This window comes from Paenibacillus sp. YIM B09110, from assembly GCF_037167145.1.
GTDB lineage: Bacteria > Bacillota > Bacilli > Paenibacillales > Paenibacillaceae > Pristimantibacillus.
Genome location: NZ_JBANSP010000009.1, coordinates 196,243 through 218,823, shown reverse-complemented (window position 1 = coordinate 218,823; position 22,581 = coordinate 196,243). Strand labels below are relative to the sequence as shown.

Here is a 22,581-nt window from a genome sequence, read left to right as displayed (position 1 = left end):
TCTCTAATTCTCTCTAATTCTTCTCTTTACTGCGTAATAGGCAACAATTAAAAGAAGCATCGCTTTTATGCGATGCTTCTCATGTATTCTGATTATGTTTGTTCTTGCTCACATCGTACGCTCGACGTTCTCTTTGCTCATTCTGCGCTGCTTCGTAATTCGGAAGCCAAGGTAGACAGCTGCGGCTGCAGCAAGCGCAACAACGATCCATATTCCATATTGATATATGGCATTGGCGATGTTCTGGACTTGCTCGCCGACTAACGTGCCGATAATGAAATAAATAAGCGTCCAGACAAAAGCCGAAGGATAAGCGAATAAGATGAAACGTTTGAACGGCATTTTGTTAATACCCATTACGTAAGGCGTTACATGTCTTAGGAATGGGAGACAGAGGCTGAGGCTTATTGCATAACCGCCGTACTTGCCGCTCAGCTCTTCCGCTCGCGTTACGAAGCGATTAATATTTTTTTTGCTGCTGAACCAGTTGGACAACCGGCTGCCGGCAAACCTTCCGATGCTATAACCGAAGCTCATCGCGGAGCATATGCCAAGGCAAGTCATAATAAAGGCTGGAATCGGAGAGAGAACTCCGGAAGCTGCTAATGCTCCTCCGGTCATAACAACCGCCTCGTTCGGAATAGGCAGTCCGATTAGTCCAAGACATAATACTAGAAATAAGGCCGCATAGCCTACCTGTTCAATAATTGATAATAATAAGTCATAGGCACCCATTATAAACGCATCCTATCGTTCATATATTTGTTCCAAATAATTACATCCGGATATTTCGTCTAACCGTTAGCTTATCATAATGACTTGCTAATGGATACCTATTATACGTTGGCAATTGAGGCAGGATTCAACTTTAACCTTTTCGTAACTAATTCCTTTCAAGACTGAGCTACAATAGTTGCAGAAGATTTTGGCAATAGGTCGAAAGGCGGCTGTTAGGATGCTTGGTTTTGAGCAAAAGGTTGAATATTTACGGCGATACGAGTCGCTCGTATTTACGATATGCATCAAGCTGCTGGCAGATGAGCTTGCAGCATGCAAGGCAGCGGAGCTGCTGATGTGCCGCTTGTTCCGCGATACAGTCTTTTGGACGGCTTGCGAAGCGGAACGCAACGATTATTTGGTAAAGGCAACGAAGGCGGAGTGTCTGCGCTTCTGGAGGGAGAATCTACTGCAAACTTCCTAATGATCATTCATATTTACACACGGTAAAGAACAGAATAGATTATAGTATAGAGTGACGACTCTATTTTCCAAGATGAATAGCTGGATAGACGGGAAAGGGTGAAGCATGCAAGCACAACAAAATCGAAAGCAAGTGACGATCGCTTTGTTCGTCGCTACTTTCCTTGCCGCAATTGAAGGAACGATTGTCAGTACCGCAATGCCAAGCATTACAAGCGAGCTTGAAGGGATTAGGCAATATAGCTGGATTATTTCTATTTATTTGCTGGCAACGGTTATTACAACTCCGGTATACGGCAAACTATCCGATCTCTATGGACGCAAAAAGATCTTTATTATTGGTGCGCTTATTTTTCTAGCGGGCTCCATGCTGTCTGGCGTGGCGCAATCGATGAACCAGCTTATATGGTTTCGCGCGCTGCAAGGACTTGGCGCAGGGGCGTTAACGACGATTCCGTATACGATTATTGGCGATCTGTACCCGTATGAGATGCGGGCCAAAGTACAGGGCTGGATGTCCAGTGTTTGGGGGATAGCAGGCATATCGGGACCTTTGCTTGGCGGATTGCTCGTTGATTACGTATCTTGGCGAGCAATATTCTACATGAACTTGCCGTTTGGCATCGCAGCGATTTATTTGCTTTCCGCAGCGCTTCGTGAATCATTCGTAAAGAAGAAACATCATATCGATTACATAGGCATTGTATTATTCACGATTGGCATGTTCGCCTTCTTATATGGGATGACGCTGCTGCGCGATAAAGATGCAAACGGCATTTCCACGCTTGCAATCGGCATGCTGTTCGCGGCTTCGGTATTGTTCCTTGCTTTATTTGTCGCGGCATCAAGACGGTCGCCGGAGCCGATTATTCCGTTCGAATTATTCAGAAGCCGCATTATTAGCGTAGCGAACTTGGCTGGCTTTCTAATTTGTGTCGTAAACGTCGTTATTATTTTTTATTTGCCGTTATGGATACAAGGGGTATATAACAAGCCGGCAACTTATTCGGGATTAGTTATGATTCCGCTTTCTATTGCTTGGCCGCTTGGTGCTATACTGGCGGGCAATTGGATTGCAAAGCTAGGTGTCCGCCTTATAACGGTTACAGGTGCTAGCTTGTTGCTTATAAGCGGGATTGGCTTGGCGTTGATGAACGCGGAGACGCCGTTCTTTTGGTTCATCGTCTACACTCTGTTGTCAGGCTTGTCATTCGGTTTGTCGCTGACTTCGTTGACCGTTACTGTATCTTCTGCCGTCGGGTGGGAGCTGCGCGGCTCGGCGGTTGCCAGCAACAATTTCATACGTACGCTTGGTCAGACGATTGGCATTACCGTATTCGGCATGCTTCTTAATACAGGCAGTACGAATAGCATTGATGCCGGTCTTCTTGAAAGCAGCCTGCATACGATCTTTATTTGGGTAGCGCTAATAGCGGTTGTTATATTGCTTGTCTCGACGGCATTGCCTAATCGCCAGTCGGCCGCAGAGCAGCAAAGCAGCGTTTCGTAGAGGAGAGTCTGAGACAGCATGAGCATGAAATTACATAGCAGGCTGGAATCGTTGGACGAGCAGCTTCGCGCTTGGAAAATGAATACGGTCATCGTTCTTCATAACGGCGAGACGGCAGCGGAATGGTATGAGCACGGAGCGGATACAATGGGCAGCCTCTATTCATGTACCAAGAGCGTACTGTCATGTTTGATTGGAATGGCCATCGATGAAGGTCGGATTGGCAGTGTTGATGATCCGATCTCGGATTATTTGGAACATCCGGCTGCGGCACGTTTGGCGGATTCAAGCGAGGCGGCAATACGGATTAAACATCTACTGTCGATGACGCCGGGATTTCAGTGGCCAGACTTCGATAAGCCGTACCGAGCATTGCGGGCAGCCAGCGATCCGATCGGGTTCGTATTGGAGAAAGCGATCATTTCGCCGCCAGGACAAGCCTATACTTACAATTCGGGGGCATCGCATTTGTTATCAGCCCTATTGACGAAGGCTGTCGGCGTACCTGCGCTGGATTATGCAAGCAAGAAGCTATTCCAACCGCTTGGGTTCCGCAAGGCGAGATGGACCGAGAGGGATGGAATCAATGAGGGCGGCACCGGACTAAGCTTATTTGGTATGGATTTGGCGAAGTTCGGTCTGTTGTATAAGCTAGGAGGCGTCTGGGAGGGGGAGCGACTGCTGTCATCAGAGTGGATCGACCTCTCCACTAAGATGCATCATCGCGGTCTGCTGCATTACGAGCCGCCGATTTACGGAGAATACGGTTATCATTGGTGGCGCACTCCGGCAAGTCATAACGGAAACACGGATTGTTACTTTGCTTTTGGACACGGCGGACAATATTTGCTCATCGCACCTGAACATGATCTCATAATCGTCATACGCAAAACGGTCACGAAGCGGAATGATGCCGATCTTTCGAGGCGACTCATCTTCGAGGAGCTGCTGCCTATGTTCAGCTCGAATGCTCAATAACGCGCGTAATAGAAAGGGCTTCGACTTCGGTCGAAGTCCTTTTCTATTCTACGGCTGATCGAATTAGCATACGAAAAGCTGCTCCTGCTAATGGACACCAGAGGTCCTTATAAGCTTGATTGACGATCTTAGCTGGTCTTACGGACACATAAGACTCTAACAGTTGTGTTTGGCAGCGAAATCGCATCGATTGGTGCAGTTAGGGTCTGTTGTGTCCGTAACGATGCAGCAGCGGCCGAATAATGGCCATTAGTGACCTGTATGTCCGTTAGCCATGGTGACGGCGATTATTGAACGATCGTTTGATTTTTGCCGCGGTCCTTCGATTTATAACGGCTTGATGGCATCGCAGGTGCCGATGGTGATACCGTTGGGCAAGCTGCGCGGGTGTTGAGGGAGGAGTCAAAAGCGCACTATACCGAATTACAGAAGACGTAATATATGCGTCAGGTTTTATTTGCGATATTTTCTGAATACCTTTTTAAATCTCATGATTTGTATTGCCATAAGCCAAATCCTAATATAATATGTTAGATAAACTAACATAAATGCTTACGTTTTGCTTGAAAAATGGGATGCTTGAGCAGGCGATAGGGAGCAGCAATCATTCGAGAGCGGGGTGTGTCGATTGCATATGACCGTCGAGCAAGCTTTATCGGTGTATCCGTTATCGGAAGGGAAACTGATTGCCGGTATCAAAGGGAAGAACAGAATTATTACATCCGTTAATGTGATGGATGCGCCTGATATTACGGATTGGATTAAAGAAGGCGAGATGCTGCTGACAACAGCGTATCTCATCAAGGATCATCCAGAGGATGCTTGTCAATTGCTGCGAACGCTGCATGAACGCGGATCGGCGGCGCTTGGCATTAAGCTGGGGAGGTTCTGGACGGAGGTGCCGCAGCAGTTGATCGACCTAGCGAACGAGCTTGGATTTCCGATTATTGAGCTGCCGTACCCGTTCACCTTCTCAGACCAGATGAATGGATTGTTCCGGGCGGAGATGAAGCGTAGCACCGGTGTGCTGACCGATGTCGTTAATAAACAAATTCAATTGATGAGATTCGCATTGAAGCCGAATCCCATTCAACAAATGTTCGACTCGATTGCTGAAGTAGTGGAAATTCCGCTTGCCGTAGTTGGGTCGCGCGGACAGATTGTTTATAATGGCACGTTATTGTCTGCCGAAGAGATCGCATGCGGGATGAAAGGGCAACGAGCAGAGGGATGGATCTCCTGCAAGCGGGTCGAGGCGCTTCGCATTCCGCTCATCAAGCATACGCCCGATTCCGGTTGCGTGCTGTTCTTTCAATCGGAGCTGCTCGTAACGCCAATTGAGGAAGGTTTATATTATCAAGCCGCTGAGCTGATTGCCTATCATATGAATTTTAGCTATGAGGATTATTTTGAACTATCTGTGCAGAAGGATTTCGGGCTGCTTATCAAACGATTTCTATTGAACGGACTTCCTGTTGAGACAATAGAAGAGTATGCGGAGCGCTTCGAGATCGATCTGTTCCGCCCGTGGTATCGCTGTGTGTTAACGGATTTCAGCGGGCTGATGCATAAGGAGTTGAGGACGGAGAAGCTGGAGCTGCTGAAGTCGGAATATTTGTGTAATTCGAGTATTCAACAATTAAAGGGCACTCATATCGTAATGGAAGAAGGGCTGCTGTCGGTGTTCCCTGCTGACGCGGACAATGGCGATGAAGCAATCGCTTCGGCGCTTGCTCCATTTTTTGCTTCGGTGAAAACGAAGGGCGGCTATGAGATCAGGGCCTCTATTAGCAGTGCGAAGAAGCGTGCTAACCAGCTTGCCGAAGCGTTCGAGGAATGCAAGGAGTGTAATCGCTTATCAGCGGAATGGGGCGGCAGCCGGATCCTGAGCTTCGAGACAATGGATCTGGCGCTAATCTTCGAGCATGTGACCAAAGAACGAATGGAGACGTTCTGCAATCGCTGGTTAGGTTCCTTGTTGAACAAAGAACCGGAATACGCCTCTGAGATGCTGCGCACGCTTGAAGCCTACTTGGAAAACGACGGACAATTAAATGAGACGGCCAAAAAGCTGTTCATTCATCGCAACACTGCGACATACCGTATTGAGAAGATAAGCGAGCTGCTGGAAGTTGATTTAAAGAAGATGGATGATTTTATGCGTCTGAAAATTGCGTTTATTTTCCGCCGTATGCTTCATAACCAGCCGTTCGCAACGAGCGGCAGCGTTCATGTCAAAGAAACGCTGCGTGTCGGAAAGTAATAAAGGAGAGATAGCCATGGCTACAATATGGATTCGCAATGCCGTTATTATGACAATGAACGAACAGCATGACATTGTAGAAGGCGATCTTTTAATAGAAGGAAATGTAATTAAGCAAGTAGGCGGCGTCATCGACGCCCCGCTTGCAGACCGGATAATCGATGCGGGCGGCAAAGTGCTGCTGCCGGGGTTTATTCAGACGCACATTCATCTATGCCAAACATTGTTCCGCGGGCGTGCGGACGATCTTGCTTTAATTGATTGGCTGAAGGAGAAAATATGGCCGCTTGAAGCGGCGCATAGCGAGGATTCTGTATATTACTCTGCCATGTTAGGCATTGGCGAACTCATTCGAAGCGGAACGACGACGATTCTAGATATGGAAACGGTTCATTATACGGAATCTGCATTCCAAGCTATTATGGAGAGCGGCATACGGGCGGTATCCGGCAAGGTGATGATGGATCATGGCTCGGAGGTGCCGCTTCCGCTGCAAGAGAATACAGCCAAGTCGCTGCAAGATAGCGTGGATTTGCTTGAGAAGTGGCACGGCGCAGCGAATGGTCGAATACAGTATGCGTTCTGTCCGCGTTTTGTCGTCTCGTGTACGGAGGAACTGCTTGTCGGCGTTCGTGACTTATCTGAGCAATATGGCGTTATGGTGCATACGCATGCATCGGAAAATTTAGGGGAGATCGAGATGGTGGAGGCAGAACGCGGAATGCGCAATGTCGTCTATCTTGACCACATTGGTCTGGCACGTCCTAATCTGATTCTCGCTCATAGTATATGGCTGGATGAAGAAGAGAAACGCATTATTCGCGAACGCGGTGTCAAGGTAACGCATTGCCCAGGCTCGAACTTGAAGCTGTCATCAGGCATTGCAGAGGTTCCGCTGCTCCTGGAGCAAGGAATTGCTGTAGGACTTGGCGCAGACGGAGCGCCGTGCAACAACAACCTTGATATGTTTCAGGAAATGCGGCTAACTGCGTATATTCAAAAGGTGAAACATGGTCCGACGGTCATGAATGCGAGACAAGTATTGCGGCTGGCGACGATCGGCGGAGCGCGAGTGCTTGGTATGGAGGAGAAGATCGGCAGCATTGAGGTCGGCAAGCTTGCCGATATACAGCTGCTTGATCTAGAGGACTTCCACGTCTATCCATCATTCGATGCGGATTGGTATTCCCGTGTTGTATATGCAGCGACTAGAGGAGATGTCGATACGGTCATTATTGACGGTCAAGTGGTAATGGAACAAAAGCTTGTGAGGACGGTTGACAAGTCGGTCGTGCTAAAGGAAGCGGATCAATCGCTTCGCCGTCTTATAGCTAGATTATAATCGATTATCCATGAAGGAACGGACAAATGGTCCGCTAGAATAGGAGGAACGGCATATGGATGTGCATCGGCTATTGCAATCGATTGTGGATAGCGAAGAACCGTCCGTGCTCGCTACGATTATCGATGTGAATGGACATTCCTATCGTAAGCCAGGCGCATGTATGCTGTTCAAGCTTGACGGTGAGCAGATTGGCACCATAAGCCCAGGCTGTCTAGAGCATGATTTGCTCGAACGCACAGAACGGGTATGGTTGTCGGGCGAAGGTCAGTTCGAGATTGCGCAATATAATATGAAGCCTGAAGAAGATGCGATATGGGGAGAAGCGCTCGGCTGCGGAGGCGAGATAAGGGTTCTGCTGGAGCCGGTTACGGGCCTGCTGCGTGAGCTGCTTATTGAAGCTGCTGCTATTGTTGGCGGCGGACGAAGCGTAACCTTGGAGCGGCGTTTGGTTCATTCGGATATCACGTACCGTATTCGAGAGAGGGTGAATGATACCGCCGAGCCTGTCCGCTTCACAGAAATCGATAATGTGCCTGATCGAATGTTCTTTACCATCAGACCGCGGCCAAGACTCGTTATATTCGGTGCAGGCAAGGATGCCGAGGCTATTTATTCAATAGCTAGAAATGCCGACTTTCAGCTTGTTATCGCAGATTGGAGAGCCGGTATGTGCACGAATGAACGTTTCCCGGAAGCGCTGATTGCCATTGGCGCTCCGGCGGAGATAGTGGCTGAGCTGGCGATGAGTCGCAATGATTATTTAATTATTTGCAGTCATCAGCTGCAGCAGGATAAAGAACTGTTAGGAATTGCTCTTCCGCTTGGATTAGCCTATATCGGAATAATGGGATCAAAGAATAGAATACGCATGCTGTTCGAAACCTTCTTGATGCCGTCGAACGTTAGAGCGCCTATCGGCTTATCGATTGGTGCCGACGGTCCTTATGAGATTGCGGTGAGCGTTGTTGCGGAGCTAATCGCTGTGCGGGCAGGCCGGACCGAACGCGCGCGGAGAGGGGCGAGAGCTGATGGTCATAACAGCTATTTATTTGGCGGCTGGCCGGAGCAGGCGAATGGGACGGCGCAAGCAGGAATTGGAGCTGATGCCGGGGATGACGCTCGGCAGCATGGCTCTTCATGCGCTTCATCAATGCAGCGTTGAGAAAATCGTCGTTGTCGTACATCCATGCGACCCCCTGAAGTGGCTGTCTATGGAGTTGGTTGAGAGCATTCCCGGCATGCCGTCTCAAGACTCTCCTTCCGTTCAGATCGTCATTAGCGAGAGGGCGGATGACGGAATGGCTTATTCGTTGCATGCGGGATTTGAAGCGCTATTGGGTTCGGGCATTCAACCTAATGTGGAGCATGCGTTGCCGGATGCGATCCTTGTTGTGCTAGCTGATCAGCCATTCGTTGATAAGGTTCACTTAGAGCGGCTTATGGATCGATATAGCAAGCAGTCTAACCTCGATTACGTTGCAAGCTCATCATGGAATGAAGAGAATGGAACCTATGCGCTGATGCCGCCTGCAATTTTATCGAAATCGATGTTTGCGGCTGTAACTAAGCTGGAAGGTGATACGGGGGCTCGTAAATTATTTGCAGACGCTCGCTATCGCGGAGAAGCTGTCTCCGCGATAGCGAATGAAGTGTTGCTAGATGTGGACAATCCGATAGATTTAGAGCTTGCTATTGCGTTCAATAGGTCTGTTCGTCCGTGAAACACCTCCTATGTGTAAGGTAATATAACACTATAAAGTTCGTTTAGTGCATCACGCACAATGGACAACGTTGTTTTTAGACTCTCGACCAATATAATGTCATGTATATTGACGTCATGATGACGTGAATATATATTGAAGTTACATCTCGAACACAGTTGAGAGATGAAAAATAGAGAGTCGGGGTGGAACGCAATGAAGCAACGCAACAGAGTATTGTCCGTAAGCTTGGCCCTCATCTTAACGCTCGTACTCGTATTATCCGGTTGTTCCAGCAATAACAAAAACGATCCGGCAGAAGGCGGCAACAATGGCGCGACGAACGCACCGACCGATAAAGCTTCGGACGGAGCTGCGACAGATACGCCTGCTGAGCTTCCTAAAGTTGCTTTCGTCTACATCGGCCCTCCAGGAGATGGCGGATGGACATTCGAACACGATAGAGGCCGCAAGTACATGGAAGAGAAGTTAGGCATCAAAGCGGATACGGTTGAGAACGTGCCGGAGAGCGCGGATGCAGAGAGGATCATAACAGAGCTTGCCCAGAATCACGACATCGTCTTTACGACAAGCTTTGGTTACATGGACCCTACGCTGAACGTTGCCAAGAAGTTCCCCGATGTGAAATTTTTGCACGCCGGCGGCTACAAGACGAATGACAACATGAGCACGTACTTCGGCAAAAACTACGATGCCAGCTACCTAAGCGGTATTGCGGCAGGCAAAGTAACGAAGAAGAACTTGATCGGCTACGTAGGCGCGTTCCCGATACCAGAAGTTATCTACAACATTAACGCTTTCACGCTCGGCGTACAAAGCGTGAACCCGGATGCTACGGTAAGCGTCGTATGGACGAACACATGGTACGATCCAACGACGGAGCGTCAAGCGGCAGTCAGCTTGCTGGACAAAGGCGCAGATGTGTTGCTCGCTTATCAGGATTCGCCGGCAACGCTTCAAGCGGCGGCTGAGCGAGGCGCAATGGCAGGCGGCAACGACTCCGATATGACACGCTTCGCTCCAGAAGCTTACTTGACTAACCCGATTTGGAACTGGGGTCCGTATTATACGCAAGTCGTACAATCGGTTATCGACGGCACATGGAAGAGCGAGCAATTCTCCGGATCGCTCTCCGATGGCATGGTCGATCTCGCCCCGATGGGACCTAGCGTTCCGGATGATGTGAAGAAACTGGTTGACGACACGAAAGTGAAATTGACGAGCGGCGAGATGAGCGTATTCAAAGGACCTATCGTTGATCCGACCGGCGCAGTCAAGGTAGAAGAAGGTAAAACGCTGACTCTCGAGGAAATTCTAGTTATGGATTGGTTTGTAAAAGGCGTAGACGGCACGATTCCGAAATAAATAGCAGCTTTGATAGCTTGTATATTCTTAAATAACAGTCAATCAACAAATCCCTTCCCTAAGGGATTTGTTGATTTATAACCGTATTATTTTTCAAGATGAGGCGATTCAAAGGAAAGATTTATTGAGAGGAAGAACGCCTATGGAGTCCATATACTCGGTAGAGATGCAGCAGATTGTGAAGCGATTCGGCTCAGTTGTAGCCAATGACAACGTCGATTTCTATGCCAAACCCGGCGAGATCCATGCGCTGCTTGGAGAGAATGGAGCAGGCAAAAGTACGATGATGTGCATGCTGTCGGGCGTTTATCGTCCTACGAGCGGAGAAATCCTGATCCATGGCGAGAAGGCTCGTATTCGCTCGCCGAAGGACGCGATGAAGCTTGGCGTCGGTATGGTGTTTCAAAACTTCCGTCTCGTGCAGACGCTGACGGCGGCGGAAAATATTATTTTAGGCGAGAAATCGTCGTTTTGGCGCGGGGCGAAGTGGCTGCGCGATAAGCAGGAGGAAATTGAAGGCATTGCAGATCGATTCGGGCTTGCATTCCCGGTTGACCGCCCGATCTGGCAGCTGTCTGTCGGCGAGCAGCAGCGCGTCGAGATCGTGAAGACGCTGTACAGAGGCGCCAGCCTTATTATATTGGATGAACCTACATCCGTATTGACGCCAGGCGAGGCGGAGCAGCTCTTCGAGACGCTGCAGCATATGAAGCGGGAAGGCAAGACTGTTATTCTGACTACGCATAAGCTGAAAGAAGTCATGGCGGTATCCGACCATATCTCGGTTATGCGGAAAGGAAAGATGATCCATTCGATGGCCAAAAGCGAAACGAATGAGCGTGATCTCGCGAAGCTGATGGTCGGCAAGGAAATCGGAGAACCTCGCCCGCTTGCGCCGCGTCAGTCAGGCAAGCCGTTGCTAACGGTTCAGCAGGTTGACGTATTCGCCGATCATGGGCGCAAGACGCTTGACGGTTTCACGCTGCATGTAAATGAAGGTGAAATTGTTGGCGTTGCTGGCGTTGCAGGCAACGGGCAGAAGGAACTGGCTGAGGTGCTGACCGGGCTTCGCAGCTGGAAGCGCGGTGCGATTCATTTTAATGGAGAAGCATTGAAGAATGGATCAGTCAAAGGGGCCATTGAGGCAGGCATCGCTCATGTACCGGAGAACCGGATGAAGAGCGGGCTAGCCGGGAGTCTCGGCGTTGTTGATAATCTATTATTTAAGTCGTATCGGTCAGAGGAACGTTCACGCTTTGGCTTCTTGCGCACCGGTCATAATCGTGAATGGTCGCAAAGTCTAGTGGAGCAATTCGACGTGAAGACGCCGAACTTGGACACACCGGTCCAGCAGCTCTCGGGAGGCAATCAACAGAAGCTGCTGCTTGCTAGGGAGGTCCACCAGCAGCCGCTGTTGATGGTAGCCGTTCATCCTACACAGGGATTGGACGTCGGCGCGACGGAAGGCGTTCATCGGCTGCTGACCGATATGCGCGGCGAAGGTAAAAGCGTGCTGCTAATATCAGAGGATCTGGATGAGGTTATGCAACTGTCTGACCGGATATTAGTTATTTACAACGGACAGATCGTTGGCGAGCTTCCTCGCTCGGAAGCGAATCGCGAAACGATTGGCATGTATATGGCGGGACTGCGGGTAGTGGACGCCCAGAAAGAGGAGGCGGCGGTATGAGCGACAAAGCGGCCTTAACCAGCACGAGCGTCGGTACGCCTCCCCCGGGTAAATCCAGAGCGCCGAAGGGCATGAACCTGTTCGCCTATCGGATCGAAATCGATCCTTCGAAGAAAGGCAATGCCTGGTGGATCCCGTTCGCTTCTGTTCTGCTTGCGTTAATCGCCTGCGGCATCTTCATAGCTGCGAACGGCATGAATCCTATTCCTGTGTACAAAAAAATGTTCACGGGCGCTTTCGGCACCGAATACGGCATCACGGAGACGCTCGTCAAGTCGATACCGCTATTGCTTTGCGGTCTCGGCGTTGCGATCGCTTATCGCATATCGGTGTGGAATATCGGCGCAGAAGGACAATTCGCCGCAGGAGCGATGGCGGCTACAGCAGTAACGATCTATATGCCGAACCTGCCGGGCATTCTGATCATTCCTGCGATGATTGTTTTAAGTATCGTCGCTGGCGGAATATGGGGACTGCTGACCGCCATTCCGCGAACGTATTTCCAAGTTAACGAGCTTGTCAGTTCCTTGATGTTAAACTATGTGGCGCTGCTCGCGATGGACTATTTCGTCTTCGGTCCGTGGAAGGATCCGCAGGGGATGAACTTCCCGGGTACGCCGATTTTTACAGAGGCGCAGTCGCTGCCTGTGCTCGGCGATACGAGACTTCATCTTGGTCTTGTATTCGGTATTATCGCTGTCATCCTGTATTTCCTGTTCATTAAGTATACGAGATGGGGCTACGAGCTTCGTCTGATTGGCGCTAATCCAGAGGCTGCGCGCAATGCGGGCATTCGGATCAGCAGACATATATTGCTCGTCATGCTTATTAGCGGGGGGCTTGCCGGTCTAGCGGGAATGGCAGAAGTGTCGGGTGTCTCGCATAGACTAATGTACGGCATATCGCCTGGTTACGGCTATACGGCAATCATCGTTGCATGGTTAGCCAAGCTGCATCCGGTTGGACTTATTATTTCGTCATTCTTGTTCGGCGGGTTAATCGTCGGCGGCTACAGCGTACAGACGATAGGGCTGCCGTCTTCCATATCGGAAATGCTTCAGGGAGCCATCTTATTTTTCTTAATTGCCGGCGGCACGATCAGCAAGTTCCGAATTCGCAAGAACAGTTACTAGAGGAGCGGATTAGACATGGATATTGTTATACAAATGGTGCTGGCGGCTATCTCTTCCGGTACGCCGCTCCTGTTCGCGACACTCGGAGGCATATTGATTGAACGCTCGGGTATTATCCAGCTTGGTGCTGAAGGTCTCATGCTGATGGGGGCAGTAACAGCCTGCTTGACTTATTTGCATACAGGCAACTTGACTCTTACGCTGCTCGCCGTGTGCGGTGTCAGTATGGCGCTAGGATTCGTGCATGCTTTCCTTAGCGTCTCGCTTCGAACGAACCAGATCGTAAGCGGTCTTGCGATGACGTTGTTCGGTGCGGGGCTTAGCGCATATCTGGGCAAGCCGATCAGCGGTCAACCTGTGAATGGCGCTGTACCGAAGCTCGATATGCCGTGGCTCGAGTCCATCCCGTTCATCGGTCCCGTGTTCGCGCATTTAGATGTGCTGACTTGGTTCAGCTTCGTCCTTGTTATTGTCCTTCATCTTTACATTCATAAGACATCGGCAGGATTGCATCTGCGAGCGATCGGAGACAATCCGGCAACAGCAGACGTAATGGGCATTCGCGTACAACTGCTTAGATATGCTTATATCGTCGCTGGCTCTGCGCTTATCGGCTTTGCAGGTGCAGATCTGCTGCTCGTGTACTCGCCAACCTGGACGGAAGGGATGACCTCCGGACGCGGATGGATTACGGTTGCGCTTATTATTTTTGCACGATGGAATCCGGTTCGAGCTTTGTTCTGCGCCTATTTCTTCGGTGCGCTCGATATGCTCGGCTTCCGCATTCAGCTTATAGGCAGTGAAATACCTTCCTATTTCTTGAAAATGATTCCGTATATCGTAACGATTCTTGTACTTATGTACTTGGGATGGCGCAATCGCAACAAACCGTCTGGCTCGCCGGAGTCGCTCGGCGCGCCTTATATAAGAGAACAACGATTCTAGCAGTAGCAGGAGGGGAACAGCATGGGGACAAACGCAAACGCACGGGCACAGGGGACCATTAAGTCTCCTCTTGTATGGCATCCGCAATCAGCGGCGGATGCGTGGCAATTGAAACAAAATTACGGAGCAGACGCCGTCTATACTGCGGGCGGCACGCTGCTGCGTACGCAATGGGAATCGGGGTTGGCCAAGGTGCCTGCCCATCTTATTGATGTCAGCGGAATAAGCGGAGAAGAGGAGTCGATTCGAGGGCATGCAGCGGGTATCGCAATCGATGCCTCGACATTGCTGGCTGTATGCAGAAACCATGAGCTAATCGCACAGAAGCTGCCGCTGCTTACGGAGGCGACCAAACAGATCGCTGCCCCGTCGGTTCGTCAGCTTGCGACGATCGGCGGCAACATAAGCTCATTAGTCGGCGATTCGTTGCCTGCGCTTCTCATCTATGATGCGCAGCTGCATCTGTACGGCGGAGCAGGAGAGCACTGGGAGGAGCTGTCCGATTGGCTGGCCGCAATCGAGCAATCAACGCCTTCTACACCAATAAGCGGTCGTCTTCTGATTGGTATTTCTGTTCCTCAGCCTGATGCAATGGAAGTTATGGACTCGAATACGAAGCGCTTCGGCGCTTATTATAAAGTCGGACGCCGCGAGGCGTTCACGCCGTCCGTCGTTACGGCAGCTGTTAGCGGTACGATTAACGCCGACGGTGTATTGGAGTATTTGAAGCTGGCCGTCGGCGGCGGCCAAACCATTCCTCGCCGTTTGAAGGAGCTGGAAGCTGCCTTCGCGGACACGGAGCTTAACTCAGCTACTCTTAAGCGAATTTACGACGGTGTGCTTGATGTCTTTGAGCCAAAAGGCGATCTATTCGCATCTGCCGAATACCGCAAGTCAACAGCCGCTAATTTGATTGTGACGGAGCTGTGGAAATCGGCGGCAGAAGCTGTTAACGGGGGAAGGTGAGGATATGCTGTTAAACCGAGACGGAAGCGGAAGCCGTTGGCGCATTAGGCCGGACGGACCCGCTAAAGTAACTGGACAATTATCGTATTTGACGGATATGACGGCAGAAGGGATGCTGTATGGCTTAGTGCTTCGAAGCGAACACCCACACGCCCGCATTGTATCGATAGATACAGAAGCGGCGAAGCAAGCGCCAGGCGTACGGGCTGTTCTTACTTATTTGGATGTGCCGGGTCTTAACGCATTCGGAATTGCGCATCCTGATCAACCGGTGCTGTGCGAGGATCGCGTTCGCTATGTAGGCGATGCCGTAGCGACGGTCGCCGCAGATTCATTAGAAGAAGCGGAATATGCAATAACGCTTATTCATGTCGATTACGAGCTGTTGCCCGTCGTGGACGATGCCGAAGCAGCGCTTGCCCCTGATACGGTTCAGTTGCACGATAAAGGCAATCTGCTTCATCACACTGGATATAGCAAAGGCAGCTTAGCTGAAGGATTCCCGCAATGCGTTCACATTGTAGAGGAGACGTACTATACGCCGAGACAAATGCATACTTACATGGAAACAGAGGGCGGCTTATTCATACCTGGCGAGGACGGGCGGCTGACGGTATATGCGCCGACGCAGCACGGCTTCATGGATCGCATGCAGCTGTCGCGCATTCTGGATATGCCGCAGCAGCAAATTCGCATCGTATCGAGCCCTATCGGCGGCTCCTTCGGCGGCAAGGACGAGCTGAACGTTCAGCCGTACGGCGCATTGCTCGCCCTCCGAACAGGAATGCCGGTTAAGTTCCACAATTCAAGATGGGAATCGGTACGTGCGGGATTGAAGCGGCATCCGATGAAAATAACGATGAAGACCGGCACGAATGCGGAAGGCAAGCTGATCGCGCATCAAGTGCGAATCGTTGCCGATACGGGTCCTTATTCAACGCTCGGCGCTGAAGTGCTTAACTTTGCCGTTGAGCATGTCATCGGCCCCTATGTATATGAACACTTGGATGTGAATGGATACTCGGCTTTCACGAATAATGGAATGTCAGGAGAGTTCAGAGGATTCGGCGGCAATCAGGCGATCTTCGCCTTGGAAGGTCAATTGGATCGGCTGGCGGAGCTGCACGGGATGGATTCCTGGACGTTCCGCAAGCTCAATATGAGACAGCTGGGCGATGCCGGTCCATTCAATCAGCCGATTGCGCAGACAGATGGCGCGGAGCAGGTGTGGAACGTAATCGCGGGAAGCGACCTGTGGAAAACAAAGGATGCGGTTCCTGCTGTTAATGCACCGCCTTGGATCAAGACTGGCGTCGGCGCGGCTTTCACGATGCATGGCGCCGGACTTGGCGTTGGCATCCCCGATCCGGCGGGAGGACGTCTTCAGCTCGCGAAAGATGGCAAGATTGAAGCCGTATTCGGCTACGAGGAATTCGGTCAGGGGCTAATCGCTTCACTGGAACTGATGCTGATCGAGCAATTCGGCTTCGCCGGCGGGGATATCCGGATTATCATTGGCGATACGGATGTCGTACCGGATAGCGGTTCAACGACCGCGTCGAGGGCGACAGCGATGATGTGGAAGTCTTTGCAGCGCATGCGCGCTCCATTCGAGGAGGCGATTCTCGGTCGCGCAGCGCAATCGTTGAATGTGGCTGCGGATCAGTTGCGATTGGGCGAAGGCGGTGTGATGAGGAAGGATAGTGAAGTTATGGTCATCTCCTATGAGCAGCTTGCACAGCTTGATGGCGAGCCGATTAAATATGAGACATCGTTCCACTTCCCGACATCACCGGTGGAGCGTGTTGGCGCACACTTTATGTACACGTACTCGGCCGTAGCGGTCAAAGTCGAAGTGAATACTTTAACAGGCAGGGTGAACGTGCTTAATCAATTGCATGCAGTTGCCGCAGGACCGGTCGTTAATCCGCAAGGCTTTCTCGGACAGATCGAGGGCGGAAGCAGCATGGCGCTTGGCTTCACGCTTACCGAAGATGCCGTTATGGACAAAGGTTATTATATGACTCGCAACCTTGACACCTATCTCGTGCCGACGATTGCGGATCAGCGCGGTGAAGTGGAGGTTGTTGCCATTGAGCAACTGCCGGAAGGCGATACTTACGGGCCGCGCGGCATCGGTGAAGTAGGCTCCGTAACGCTTGCCCCCGCTATTGCGTCGGCCATTCGCGCAGCGACGGGCAAATGGGTGACGAAGCTTCCGGTAGAGCCGTCGTTTTTGCAGGAACAGCCGGCATTTTTGCAGAAGGCGGTGGAGTGATCATGGGGGATCATACAGAAGAAACATCAACAGCCTATAAGCTTGCTTGCACGCTTAACGGCACAGCAACAGAAGTAGATACGGCGCCTGCTAGGAGGCTACTCCATATATTGAGGGATGACCTGGCGCTAACCGGTACCAAAAGATCCTGCGAGATCGGTCGCTGCGGCGCTTGTATGGTGCTTGTAGACGGCAAAGCAGTCAACTCTTGTCTGACGATGGCTTATCAGTGCGAAGGCAAGTCGATTGAAACCGTGGAAGGCGTATCGGCCGGCAGCATAGATCCGATCCAACAAGCCTTTCTAGAGGAAGGCGGTTTCCAATGCGGATACTGCACACCCGGCATGATTATTTCGGTAAAAGCTTTATTGGACAGCAATCCCGATCCAAATGATGATGAAATAGCCGAAGCGCTCTCAGGCAATATATGCCGATGTACCGGTTACGGGGGCATATGGAGAGCGGTAAAGCTTGCAGCTGAAAGGAGACGTCATACGTCATGAGTCACAATCATACGAATAGAAGCAATCCTATTAATCATATTCCTTATTTACAGAGATGCGTAGAAATATCGGCTATGGCCCGGGGGGCAGGCAATACACCGTTTGGTGCTCTGCTCGTCAATCGCGAAGGCGAGATTGTGCTCGAGCAAGGCAATATCGAAATTACGGAATCCAATTGCACCGGGCATGCAGAAACAACATTAATGGCTGCGGCGTCCAAAGCGTTCGCGAAGGCGGAGTTATGGGAATTCACGCTGTATACGTCAGTAGAGCCGTGCGCGATGTGTTCGGGTTCGATTTATTGGGGAAATGTCGGTACGGTCGTCTACGGCATCTCAGAGAAAAAGCTGGCTGAGATGACAGGTGATAATGAGCAGAATCCAACGCTCGATCTGCCGTGTCGAGTTGTTTTTGCGCAAGGAAACAAACCAATTCAGGTCATCGGACCGATTCCTGAGGTGGAATCGTCCATTATTGCCGTTCACGAGGGGTACTGGATATGACAACGATAAATGAAATTAACGAACTTGATCGACAAGCATTCGTTGCCGTGCTAGGAGAAATTTTCGAGCATTCCCCGTGGATAGCAAGCTCGGCATGGGAGATGCGGCCGTTCGTCTCGAAGGAGGCGCTGCATGAAGCGATGGCTAACGTTGTAAGGGAAGCGTCGAACGATCAACTGATTGAACTGTTTCGCGCACATCCCGATCTAGGCACGCGGCTTGCGGTTGCGCCGTATTCGGCCAAAGAACAGCAGGGTGCAGGACTTAACCAGCTCACAAGCGAGGAATTCGAGGTATTCTCCGAGCTGAACCGCAAATATGTGGAGCAATTCGGCTTTCCTTTCATCCTGGCCGTTCGCGGGAAGTCGAAGGAACATATATTGACGGCGATGGAGTCGAGGATTCATCATAGCATGCAAGAAGAGACGACGCAGGCGTTGTCGGAAATCGAGAAAATAACGAAATTCCGCATTCTGGATCTCATCACGGGCTAGAGAAGGGACGGATGACGATGTTGAAGCTTCGAGGCGGCAGAACGCTTTATTATGGCAAAGGAGATGTGCAGAGCTATCGCACTTACGCTTCTCCGCTCGCCGTAAGCGCAATTCCTGAATCGACGTACACAGGCTGCAGCAACGTTATTTTCGCGCATAATATTAAGTTCTCGGTAAGCGGCGAGTCGTTGCTTCCCTCCTTCACGGAAGGGGATAACACGCTTGTTGTAGCGACGGACTCGATGAAAAACTTCATTCTTCGGCAGACAGCCGAATACGAGGGAAGCACGACGGAAGGTCTTCTCGCATTCATCAGCGAGAAGTTTCTCGAGCGTTATCCGCATCTGGATGCGGTAGAGATCAGCGCGGATCGGCTTCCGTTCGATGCCGTCACCGTAAGCGGCAGCGATGGGAGCTTCGTGCCCAGCGAGCTTGTCTATCGCCGTTCACACAATGAGCATGGGAGCGCGACGATGACGTGGCAGCGTAATGGCGAGACGGTAGAGCTTGTCGAGCATGAGAGCACATTATCTCATATTCAACTCATCAAGGTGCATGGCAGCTCTTTCAACGGCTTCGTGCGGGATGAATTCACGACGCTGCCCGAGAGCTTCGATAGACCTCTATTTATTTTTTTATCGATCAATTGGACATACGAGGATGCTTCGAATGCGATTAATGGCGACCGCGGCCGATACGTATCGGCCGAGCAGGTGCATGATATCGCACACACGGTGTTTCATGCAGAGAATACACCGTCGATCCAGCATTTGATTTATAAAATCGGGCATCGAGTATTGACGCTGTTCCCGCAACTAGCCGAGGTTCGATTCGAATCGAACAATCGGACATGGGAGACGATCGTCGAGCCTGCTGCGCCGACATCGGCTGGCGTGTATACGGAGCCGCGGCCGCCATACGGCTTCCAAGGCTTCACCATGACACGCGATGACTTATGAGAATAAAGGAGCGAATGATAGATGGGTGGACGGATTTCGACGCATGTTCTGGATACAGCAGGAGGCAAGCCGGTAGAAGGTCTTATCCTTACATTAACTTACTTTGGCGATGGGGAGACGGACGAATGCGCTAAAGTTGTAATCGGGACTTACTCGACGAACAGTGACGGTCGTGTTGATCAGCCGCTGCTGGAAGGGGAGGCATTGAAGCGCGGAACTTATGAGCTGCTGTTCATGGCGGGCGATTACTTCCGCAGCGCTCCGCATCTGTCGCTCGTGACCGATTCGATATTCGATGCCATTCCAATCCGATTCCATGTAGCTGACGAGATTGGACACTATCATGTGCCGCTGCTCGTTGCCCCTGGGGGATTTAGTACCTATCGCGGAAGCTGACGACCGCACGCCAATAAGTAAAGCAAGCTCACGTATACAAGCAGCACTAGATGTGTATGAATAGAGCAATAAAGGGGGATTCGATGATGAATAAGATTAACCAATCAGATGAACCTTCGATCGATGACACGCTGCGCCGAATGCCAAAGGTAGAGCTGCACGTCCATCTTGACGGAAGCGTGAAGGCATCCACGATACGTGAGTTAGCGGGATCTGAAGCCCATTCCTTGCTGCCTGAGAGCGAAGATGAGCTCTTAGCTCTAATGAAAGCTGATCCCGATACGACAAGCTTGACGCAATATTTGAGCAAGTTCAGCTTTGTTCTTCCCTATATGCAGACGGCGGAGGCGATCGAACGGATCGCTTATGAGTTAGTGGAGCAAGCGGCGGAACAGCAAGTCCGCTATATCGAGGTTCGCTTCGCTCCGTGGCTTCATACTCATCAAGGCTTGTCGATCGAAGATGCCATCCGCTGTACGGTGAACGGATTACGCAGGGGAGAAGCTGCTTTCGGAACAATAGCGAGAGTGATCGTCATCTGTATGAGAAACCACTCCTTCGATCTTAACTTGAAGGCTATCGAGGCAGCGTCGCTTTTCTATACGAAGGGAGTCGTTGCGGTCGATCTCGCAGGTGATGAAGCCTCCTATCCTGCGCATCAATTCGCGCCGCTCTTCGAGAGGGCAAAGGCGCTTAAGCTGCCGGTTACGATTCACGCCGGGGAAGCCGCAGGCGCATTCAATGTGCGGGCAGCGATTGAAGAGTTGGGCGCGGAGCGGATCGGCCATGGTGTGCGGATGGAGGAAGACCCGGCGGTCATCGAGCTGGTGAAGGAAAAGAAGATTCCGCTGGAGATGTGTCCGATTAGCAATATCCAGACGAAGGCGGTAGCGAGCTGGGCGTCGTATCCGCTTCGGAAATATTTGCAAGAAGGCGTTATCGTCACAGTCAATACCGATAATATGACGGTGTCGGATACGACGATAACGAAGGAATATTCGGCGCTTATGGAGCATTGCGGGCTGTCGCTTCAAGATATTGCAGTGATAGTCATGAATGGTGTAAAGGCTGCTTTTCTAGAGGATGACCGAAAGGACGAGCTTGTGAAGCAATTCGAACTTGAGCTGTCAGCGCTTGGGCTGAAGCTGGCTGTTCGTTAAGGGGGTTGCAGTTAGAAAGTCATGAATGCCTGGTGACAGGCATTCATGGCTTTTTTGTATTTTATTGGTGGATTTATTTGGTTCACGTTGCAACTTATCATATATCCTGAAAGTCTATAGGAGTAAGGAACCACGGCAGGATGAACCTCGCATCGAATAAGGGAAGGAAGTCATTGGATGAAAACCGTTTATTATCGGGTTAGCGGAATTGTTTTGCTATGTTCGCTTATCGCGTACGCGAGTTGTTCGAATGCGCAGCGTTTTGAGGATAAGCTGGCAGAGAAGGATCGTATGATTGGCGAGTTGCAGCAGCAACTGGAAACGAAGATCATATTAGAACCAGAACCAACAGAAGTGACTTTATCCGAATTCGATCAAACGATACAACAATATGAATGGCTTCAAAAGCTGCAGGCGGATGTTCAATGGGACAAAGTTGTCGTTAGAAGATTTGATGGCGATGCCGAAGCCGTTACCATTACCGATCCATTATTTCTAGCGAATGTTGGTTCGCTGCTTCATTTAAGGGCACTCAGCTATTCAGACTTTCCAAGCGGCTATCAATCGGACATTGGCTCGTACGTTTATGAGCTGTACGAACAAGGCCAGGTTTACACCGTTCAGGTTGTTAAACGAGGTATCATACAGGCTGCAGCGAATGAGTTGTTGTTCGAGGTGGATAGCAATGTCCATCAGTTAGGTGCTGCATTCATGCCCAAGCCTGACTTCTTGAAGCATGATGGATTAGTGGCCAAAATGGCTTCAAGCGGCGCAGTGAAGCGAGGGGAAAGCTACGTGCAGTTCGCGTCTTTTCGAGTGCAGTCGCGAGTTGCTCCTTTGGCAGAAGGGGAGCTTTTGAAGGACGAACCTGTTCAAACTGGAGATATACTAGACCATTTTACGTTCTATTACTATGGTGAGCAGCTTTCGATGGAGGTGTACGCTGATTATGCGCATCTATCCTGTGACGGCTCTGAGGAATGGATCAGCTTGCAGGATGCGGGCACGAAGCTGTTAGTCGAAGCGGGCTAGAGTAAAACGGATTCCTATGTTGTATAATTGCATCAACTTTTTCCAATTCAGAGGGCGTTCTAAGGCTATGTTGGATTTCTGCACTAACTTTTCATAATAAAGCTCCATTTCAGCCCATCGAGAGCAAAGTTGATGCAGAT

The 22,581-nt window shown here is 50.6% G+C and carries 21 protein-coding genes; 20 read left to right on the top strand and 1 reads right to left on the bottom strand.

All coding sequences use genetic code 11. The features are described from left to right. Positions 1–108 precede the first annotated feature (108 nt). Positions 109–735 (bottom strand): DedA family protein, encoded by a 627-nt coding sequence (locus V8F51_RS15890; protein ID WP_337101263.1) that lies wholly within the window; start codon positions 733–735, stop codon positions 109–111. A 220-nt stretch (positions 736–955) separates the two neighbouring features. Between V8F51_RS15890 and V8F51_RS15885 the strand changes: the two genes are divergently transcribed. The 20 genes from V8F51_RS15885 (at position 956) to V8F51_RS15790 (ending at position 22,441) form a co-directional block, all read left to right on the top strand. Then, positions 956–1,201: a hypothetical protein gene (locus V8F51_RS15885; protein ID WP_337101262.1), complete on the top strand. Its 246-nt coding sequence runs from the start codon at positions 956–958 to the stop codon at positions 1,199–1,201. Between the two features lie 105 nt (positions 1,202–1,306). After that, a complete protein-coding gene (locus tag V8F51_RS15880) occupies positions 1,307–2,710 on the top strand; it encodes an MDR family MFS transporter (protein WP_337101261.1) in 1,404 nt (467 codons plus the stop codon). 18 nt (positions 2,711–2,728) lie between these two features. After that, positions 2,729–3,688 carry a serine hydrolase domain-containing protein gene (locus V8F51_RS15875; RefSeq protein ID WP_337101260.1) on the top strand — a complete coding sequence of 320 codons (960 nt, stop codon included), beginning with the start codon at positions 2,729–2,731 and terminating at the stop codon, positions 3,686–3,688. Between the two features lie 634 nt (positions 3,689–4,322). Beyond that, on the top strand, positions 4,323–5,951 hold the full coding sequence (locus V8F51_RS15870) for a PucR family transcriptional regulator (protein ID WP_337101259.1): 1,629 nt from the start codon (positions 4,323–4,325) through the stop codon (positions 5,949–5,951). 16 nt (positions 5,952–5,967) lie between these two features. Further along, positions 5,968–7,293, top strand: coding sequence for a 5'-deoxyadenosine deaminase (locus V8F51_RS15865; RefSeq protein WP_337101258.1), 1,326 nt, complete (start codon positions 5,968–5,970; stop codon positions 7,291–7,293). A gap of 55 nt (positions 7,294–7,348) precedes the next feature. Then, complete coding sequence (locus V8F51_RS15860) at positions 7,349–8,458, top strand: XdhC family protein (RefSeq protein ID WP_337101257.1); 1,110 nt, start codon at positions 7,349–7,351, stop codon at positions 8,456–8,458. Further along, positions 8,391–9,017 carry a nucleotidyltransferase family protein gene (locus V8F51_RS15855; protein ID WP_337101256.1) on the top strand — a complete coding sequence of 209 codons (627 nt, stop codon included), beginning with the start codon at positions 8,391–8,393 and terminating at the stop codon, positions 9,015–9,017. Before V8F51_RS15860 ends, V8F51_RS15855 begins: the two co-directional genes overlap by 68 nt. A gap of 195 nt (positions 9,018–9,212) precedes the next feature. Continuing rightward, positions 9,213–10,382 carry a BMP family ABC transporter substrate-binding protein gene (locus V8F51_RS15850; RefSeq protein WP_337101255.1) on the top strand — a complete coding sequence of 390 codons (1,170 nt, stop codon included), beginning with the start codon at positions 9,213–9,215 and terminating at the stop codon, positions 10,380–10,382. A 142-nt stretch (positions 10,383–10,524) separates the two neighbouring features. Continuing rightward, positions 10,525–12,072, top strand: a complete 1,548-nt coding sequence (locus V8F51_RS15845; RefSeq protein ID WP_337101254.1) for an ABC transporter ATP-binding protein — start codon at positions 10,525–10,527, stop codon at positions 12,070–12,072. A 71-nt stretch (positions 12,073–12,143) separates the two neighbouring features. Then, positions 12,144–13,205 carry an ABC transporter permease gene (locus V8F51_RS15840; RefSeq protein ID WP_337101289.1) on the top strand — a complete coding sequence of 354 codons (1,062 nt, stop codon included), beginning with the start codon at positions 12,144–12,146 and terminating at the stop codon, positions 13,203–13,205. Positions 13,206–13,220: 15 nt separating this feature from the next. Next, entirely contained in the window at positions 13,221–14,150 is a 930-nt protein-coding gene (locus V8F51_RS15835) for an ABC transporter permease (protein WP_337101253.1), read from the top strand. A 21-nt stretch (positions 14,151–14,171) separates the two neighbouring features. Beyond that, on the top strand, positions 14,172–15,116 hold the full coding sequence (locus V8F51_RS15830) for an FAD binding domain-containing protein (protein WP_337101252.1): 945 nt from the start codon (positions 14,172–14,174) through the stop codon (positions 15,114–15,116). A 4-nt stretch (positions 15,117–15,120) separates the two neighbouring features. Further along, positions 15,121–17,394 carry a xanthine dehydrogenase subunit D gene (pucD, locus tag V8F51_RS15825; RefSeq protein ID WP_337101251.1) on the top strand — a complete coding sequence of 758 codons (2,274 nt, stop codon included), beginning with the start codon at positions 15,121–15,123 and terminating at the stop codon, positions 17,392–17,394. Between the two features lie 2 nt (positions 17,395–17,396). Then, complete coding sequence (locus tag V8F51_RS15820; protein ID WP_337101250.1) at positions 17,397–17,897, top strand: (2Fe-2S)-binding protein; 501 nt, start codon at positions 17,397–17,399, stop codon at positions 17,895–17,897. Further along, complete coding sequence (locus tag V8F51_RS15815) at positions 17,894–18,400, top strand: nucleoside deaminase (RefSeq protein WP_337101249.1); 507 nt, start codon at positions 17,894–17,896, stop codon at positions 18,398–18,400. The genes V8F51_RS15820 and V8F51_RS15815 overlap by 4 nt, the downstream gene beginning before the upstream one ends. Then, positions 18,397–18,894: a 2-oxo-4-hydroxy-4-carboxy-5-ureidoimidazoline decarboxylase gene (uraD, locus tag V8F51_RS15810; RefSeq protein ID WP_337101248.1), complete on the top strand. Its 498-nt coding sequence runs from the start codon at positions 18,397–18,399 to the stop codon at positions 18,892–18,894. The genes V8F51_RS15815 and uraD overlap by 4 nt, the downstream gene beginning before the upstream one ends. 17 nt (positions 18,895–18,911) lie before the next feature. Beyond that, the gene (pucL, locus tag V8F51_RS15805) at positions 18,912–19,853 is read left to right on the top strand and encodes a factor-independent urate hydroxylase (RefSeq protein WP_337101247.1); all 942 of its coding nucleotides are present in this window, start codon (positions 18,912–18,914) and stop codon (positions 19,851–19,853) included. A 21-nt stretch (positions 19,854–19,874) separates the two neighbouring features. Further along, positions 19,875–20,249: a hydroxyisourate hydrolase gene (gene uraH / locus V8F51_RS15800; RefSeq protein ID WP_337101246.1), complete on the top strand. Its 375-nt coding sequence runs from the start codon at positions 19,875–19,877 to the stop codon at positions 20,247–20,249. A gap of 86 nt (positions 20,250–20,335) precedes the next feature. Further along, the gene (add, locus tag V8F51_RS15795) at positions 20,336–21,409 is read left to right on the top strand and encodes an adenosine deaminase (protein ID WP_337101245.1); all 1,074 of its coding nucleotides are present in this window, start codon (positions 20,336–20,338) and stop codon (positions 21,407–21,409) included. A gap of 177 nt (positions 21,410–21,586) precedes the next feature. After that, a complete protein-coding gene (locus tag V8F51_RS15790; protein ID WP_337101244.1) occupies positions 21,587–22,441 on the top strand; it encodes a hypothetical protein in 855 nt (284 codons plus the stop codon). Positions 22,442–22,581: the final 140 nt, after the last annotated feature.

Coding starts and splice junctions, on each gene's coding strand:
- V8F51_RS15890 (WP_337101263.1), bottom strand. CDS start 735: ATGGGTGCCTATGACTTATTATTATCAATTATTGAACAGGTAGGCTAT.
- V8F51_RS15885 (WP_337101262.1), top strand. CDS start 956: ATGCTTGGTTTTGAGCAAAAGGTTGAATATTTACGGCGATACGAGTCG.
- V8F51_RS15880 (WP_337101261.1), top strand. CDS start 1,307: ATGCAAGCACAACAAAATCGAAAGCAAGTGACGATCGCTTTGTTCGTC.
- V8F51_RS15875 (WP_337101260.1), top strand. CDS start 2,729: ATGAGCATGAAATTACATAGCAGGCTGGAATCGTTGGACGAGCAGCTT.
- V8F51_RS15870 (WP_337101259.1), top strand. CDS start 4,323: ATGACCGTCGAGCAAGCTTTATCGGTGTATCCGTTATCGGAAGGGAAA.
- V8F51_RS15865 (WP_337101258.1), top strand. CDS start 5,968: ATGGCTACAATATGGATTCGCAATGCCGTTATTATGACAATGAACGAA.
- V8F51_RS15860 (WP_337101257.1), top strand. CDS start 7,349: ATGGATGTGCATCGGCTATTGCAATCGATTGTGGATAGCGAAGAACCG.
- V8F51_RS15850 (WP_337101255.1), top strand. CDS start 9,213: ATGAAGCAACGCAACAGAGTATTGTCCGTAAGCTTGGCCCTCATCTTA.
- V8F51_RS15845 (WP_337101254.1), top strand. CDS start 10,525: ATGGAGTCCATATACTCGGTAGAGATGCAGCAGATTGTGAAGCGATTC.
- V8F51_RS15840 (WP_337101289.1), top strand. CDS start 12,144: ATGAACCTGTTCGCCTATCGGATCGAAATCGATCCTTCGAAGAAAGGC.
- V8F51_RS15835 (WP_337101253.1), top strand. CDS start 13,221: ATGGATATTGTTATACAAATGGTGCTGGCGGCTATCTCTTCCGGTACG.
- V8F51_RS15830 (WP_337101252.1), top strand. CDS start 14,172: ATGGGGACAAACGCAAACGCACGGGCACAGGGGACCATTAAGTCTCCT.
- pucD (WP_337101251.1), top strand. CDS start 15,121: ATGCTGTTAAACCGAGACGGAAGCGGAAGCCGTTGGCGCATTAGGCCG.
- V8F51_RS15820 (WP_337101250.1), top strand. CDS start 17,397: ATGGGGGATCATACAGAAGAAACATCAACAGCCTATAAGCTTGCTTGC.
- V8F51_RS15815 (WP_337101249.1), top strand. CDS start 17,894: ATGAGTCACAATCATACGAATAGAAGCAATCCTATTAATCATATTCCT.
- uraD (WP_337101248.1), top strand. CDS start 18,397: ATGACAACGATAAATGAAATTAACGAACTTGATCGACAAGCATTCGTT.
- pucL (WP_337101247.1), top strand. CDS start 18,912: ATGTTGAAGCTTCGAGGCGGCAGAACGCTTTATTATGGCAAAGGAGAT.
- uraH (WP_337101246.1), top strand. CDS start 19,875: ATGGGTGGACGGATTTCGACGCATGTTCTGGATACAGCAGGAGGCAAG.
- add (WP_337101245.1), top strand. CDS start 20,336: ATGAATAAGATTAACCAATCAGATGAACCTTCGATCGATGACACGCTG.
- V8F51_RS15790 (WP_337101244.1), top strand. CDS start 21,587: ATGAAAACCGTTTATTATCGGGTTAGCGGAATTGTTTTGCTATGTTCG.